Source organism: Streptomyces sp. NPDC088766 (assembly GCF_044750845.1).
In the GTDB taxonomy this organism is placed as follows: domain Bacteria; phylum Actinomycetota; class Actinomycetes; order Streptomycetales; family Streptomycetaceae; genus Streptomyces.
This window is the reverse complement of the sequence record NZ_JBIVKQ010000027.1, coordinates 108,599-112,370: the sequence shown is the minus strand read 5'-3', so window position 1 is coordinate 112,370 and position 3,772 is coordinate 108,599. Positions and strand designations below refer to the sequence as shown.

Annotated in this window: 4 protein-coding genes; 3 read left to right on the top strand and 1 reads right to left on the bottom strand. The window is 73.8% G+C overall.

All coding sequences use genetic code 11. The features are described from left to right. Positions 1-531: 531 nt before the first annotated feature. Genes dhaK through ACIP5W_RS30070 form a run of 3 tightly spaced genes read left to right on the top strand, consistent with a single transcriptional unit; the run spans position 532 to position 2,590 of the window. Positions 532-1,524, top strand: a complete 993-nt coding sequence (gene dhaK / locus ACIP5W_RS30080; protein WP_401480252.1) for a dihydroxyacetone kinase subunit DhaK — start codon at positions 532-534, stop codon at positions 1,522-1,524. 47 nt (positions 1,525-1,571) lie between these two features. Beyond that, a complete protein-coding gene (gene dhaL / locus ACIP5W_RS30075) occupies positions 1,572-2,171 on the top strand; it encodes a dihydroxyacetone kinase subunit DhaL (RefSeq protein ID WP_401480250.1) in 600 nt (199 codons plus the stop codon). A gap of 8 nt (positions 2,172-2,179) precedes the next feature. After that, positions 2,180-2,590 carry a PTS-dependent dihydroxyacetone kinase phosphotransferase subunit DhaM gene (locus ACIP5W_RS30070; protein WP_401480248.1) on the top strand — a complete coding sequence of 137 codons (411 nt, stop codon included), beginning with the start codon at positions 2,180-2,182 and terminating at the stop codon, positions 2,588-2,590. A gap of 169 nt (positions 2,591-2,759) precedes the next feature. Here ACIP5W_RS30070 and ACIP5W_RS30065 read toward each other — a convergent pair whose 3' ends face one another. Then, positions 2,760-3,512, bottom strand: coding sequence for a glycoside hydrolase family 75 protein (locus ACIP5W_RS30065; protein ID WP_401480258.1), 753 nt, complete (start codon positions 3,510-3,512; stop codon positions 2,760-2,762). Positions 3,513-3,772 lie beyond the last annotated feature (260 nt).

The window sequence follows — 3,772 nt, the reverse complement described above, 5'->3', positions numbered from 1 at the left end:
TGCACTGCGTCCGCTCCCGTCCGAACCGGGACGTCCCCTCCAAGGACGGGCCAGCACGGCACTCCGGACGAAACGCGATCACGCAACGGCCCCTGGGTAGTAACTCACCGTGCCCGCTACGGGCCGGCCGGGCAGACCCCTCCCACAGAAGGCCGGCAGAGGCGCCGGCCCAACCCTCTTCGGGACGTGGGCACCACCCGGTCGACTCCGTCCCAGGCCCATGTCGAAGCCACAGGTCTCCTGATCTTGCCGTCCAGAGCCGGTCGTGATCTTCGGCCCGCTCGGGGTGCCGCCCACGTGACCTTCGCAGCCGCAAGGTCGATACTGCCTCTGTAGGACTCCGATCAGCACGCCGTCGATCCGTCGCAGAATCTGACGTAGCGTCATCAAAGTCAGCATTAAGTCAGCATCAGTACCGCCACCATCCGCTCCCGACCGCTACGGACCGCCAAGATCGAGAACTACTCGAACCACTCTGACCAGCGAAAACACAGGTCAAAGGCCACCTGCTAAGCTCATGAGGAGACCCCCATGAAGATGCTGATCAACGTCCCGGAGACCGTGGTCGCCGACGCGCTGCGGGGGATGGCCGCCGCGCATCCCGAACTGACCGTGGACGTGGAGAACCGGGTGATCGTGCGGCGGGACGCACCGGTGGCGGGGAAGGTGGGGCTGGTGTCCGGGGGCGGGTCAGGGCACGAGCCGTTGCACGGGGGGTTCGTCGGGCCGGGGATGCTGTCGGCGGCCTGTCCCGGTGAGGTGTTCACCTCTCCCGTGCCCGACCAGATGGTGCGTGCCGCCGCGGCCGTGGACAGCGGGGCGGGCGTGCTGTTCATCGTGAAGAACTACACGGGTGACGTGCTGAACTTCGACATGGCCGCCGAGCTCGCCGAGGACGAGGGCATCCAGGTCGCGAAGGTGCTGGTCAACGACGACGTCGCGGTGACCGACAGCCTCTACACGGCCGGGCGGCGCGGCACGGGTGCGACGCTGTTCGTGGAGAAGATCGCGGGCGCGGCCGCCGACGAGGGCCGGCCGCTGGAGCAGGTCGAGGCGGTCGCCCGGCAGGTCAACGAGAACGCGCGCAGCTTCGGCGTCGCGCTCAGTGCCGTCACGACCCCGGCCAAGGGCAGTCCTACCTTCGACCTGCCCGCCGGCGAGCTGGAACTGGGCATCGGCATCCACGGCGAGCCGGGCCGGGAGCGGCGCGCCATGATGACGTCCGGTGAGATCGCCGACGTCGCGGTGCACGCGCTGCTGGAGGACATGTCGCCGCGCAATCCGGTCCTGGTCCTGGTCAACGGCATGGGGGCGACGCCCCTGCTGGAGCTGTACGGCTTCAATGCCGAGGTCCAGCGGGTGCTCGGCGAGCGCGGGGTCGCCGTCGCCCGTACGCTCGTCGGCAACTACGTGACGTCCCTCGACATGGCCGGCGCCTCGGTGACCCTGTGCCAGGTCGACGAGGAGATGCTGCGGCTGTGGGACGCGCCCGTGCGGACGCCGGGGCTGCGCTGGGGCATGTGAGCGGACGGAGGCAGGCGATCAACGCACCGACCACGCAAGGAGATCCCGTGCTCGACGTCGACTTCTTCCGCCGCTGGATGACGGTGACCGCCGCGTCCGTCGACCGCGAGGCGGACCGGCTCACCGCCCTCGACTCGCCGATCGGCGACGCCGACCACGGCAGCAACCTCCAGCGGGGGTTCACCGCCGTCGTCACCGCCCTGGAGGAGGAGTCCCCCGCGACCCCCGGAGCCGTCCTCGTCCTCGCCGGACGCCGGCTCATCTCGACGGTCGGCGGAGCGTCCGGACCGCTGTACGGCACGCTGCTGCGCGGCACCGGCAAGGCGCTCGGGGACGCGGCCGAGGTGAGCGAGGAGGAGTTCGCGCAGGCGTTCCGCGCCGGGGTCGACGGGGTCATGCGGCTGGGCGGGGCGGCGCCGGGCGACGCGACGATGATCGACGCGCTGGTGCCCGCCGTGGACGCCCTGGGCGAGGGCTTCGGGGCGGCACGGGACGCGGCCGAACAGGGTGCCCTCGCCACCGTCCCGCTCCAGGCCCGCAAGGGCCGGGCGAGTTACCTGGGCGAGCGCAGCATCGGACACCAGGACCCGGGCGCCACCTCGTCGGCGCTGCTGGTCGCGGGCCTCGCGGAAGCGAACGGGGAGTGAGTGCGGCGATGTCCGACGACAAGCTGGTGGGGATCGTGCTCGTGTCGCACAGCGCGCAGGTGGCGGCCTCGGTCGCCGAGCTGGCCCAGGGTCTCGCGGGCGGCGGCACCGCCGTGCCCGTCGCTCCGGCGGGCGGCACGGAGGCGGGTGGGCTCGGCACGAGCGCGGAGCTGATCGCCGCCGCCGCCGCCTCGGTCGACCGCGGTGCCGGGGTCGCCGTCCTCACCGACCTCGGGAGCGCCGTGCTGACCGTGAAGACGCTGCTCGCCGAGGGCGACGAACTCCCCGCCGGCACGCGTCTGGTGGACGCGCCCTTCGTGGAGGGCGCGGTGGCCGCCGTCGTCACGGCCTCCACGGGAGCCGGCCTGGACGCGGTCGAGGCGGCCGCCTCGGAGGCGTACACCTACCGCAAGGTCTGACAGGCGCTCGGGGCGTGCGGCCCCGTCCGGGCGGCGCAGACCGTCCGGACGGGGTCCCGTCGCAGGCGCGCCGAACCGTGCCGATGGGCCCCGCCCCGGTGGACAGGGCCGTACCGATGGGGTCCCGCTCTGGTGGGCAGGGCCGTGCCGCCGGGCCGGAGCCGCGCCGTCACCCGCCGTCGGTGGCGCCGGTACCCGCACCTCGGCGGGCGCCCGCATCCGTCCGCGCCACGAACGTCCGGGCCAGCCGCTCCCCCTCTTCGACGGCCGCCGCGTGGCTCTCGATCGGGGTCGCCCGGGAGTCCTTGAAGACGATGTAGGTGACGCCGGAGGCCACGCCGCCGCCGTGCGGGTCGGGGCGGATGCCCAGCTCCTCGGCGGCGGCGTACGAGGCCTCGCCGATGATCTCGGGCGGTCCCACGTCGCCCACGACGGCGTAGTGGACCCGGTCGTCGTGGATGACGGCCGCGACGCTCCCGCCGCGCACTCCGTGGTCGCGGTGGTTCCAGATGGCGCTCACGCCCGGCACGACGATGAACGGCAGGCTCTCCGCGCTCAGGTAGCGGCCGTCGGACTGCTGGAAGGCGGTGGCGGGCGAGAACAGGGGGTCGGTCGTGCTGTTGCAGCGCGGGCCGGGCCGTCCGTCGCAGTCGATGTCCATGTCGGCCGTCCAGAAGACCGCGCCGTCGGTCCCGCAGACCGGGACCGTGGCGGGCGCGCCGGCATCCGTGCGGTAGCGGCCGCGGGAGACCGGGGTGCAGGCACTCACCCGGGCCAGCAGTGCCGAGGCGCTCACGGAGCCCTCCTGTCGCACCGCCGGTCTCCGGGGGGCGTCGAGGGCCCGGACCGCGGCGGCGGGTGGTGGGACCGGGGCCAGCAGAGCGAGGCCGGCCACGGCCAGCGTCAGCGACTGGACACGCACGTCGAGAGCCCTCTCGTCGGGGACAGGGACGGACACCCGGCCCAATCTGAGGCCGGTCGCGTCCGAGGTCCAGTCCCTCAGGGCCGTACGGAGCAGTGGTGCCGACGTTCCGACGACATGTGCGCACAGCGGATCTTCCGACGGTACGACGGGGGGCGGGGGGGGGGGGCGGCCCCCCCCCCCCCCCCCCCCCCCCCCCCCCCCCCCGCGGCCCGCCCCCCCCCCCCCCCCCCCCCCCCCCCCCCCCCCCCGCGGCGCCG

Coding starts and splice junctions, on each gene's coding strand:
- dhaK (WP_401480252.1), top strand. CDS start 532: ATGAAGATGCTGATCAACGTCCCGGAGACCGTGGTCGCCGACGCGCTG.
- ACIP5W_RS30070 (WP_401480248.1), top strand. CDS start 2,180: ATGTCCGACGACAAGCTGGTGGGGATCGTGCTCGTGTCGCACAGCGCG.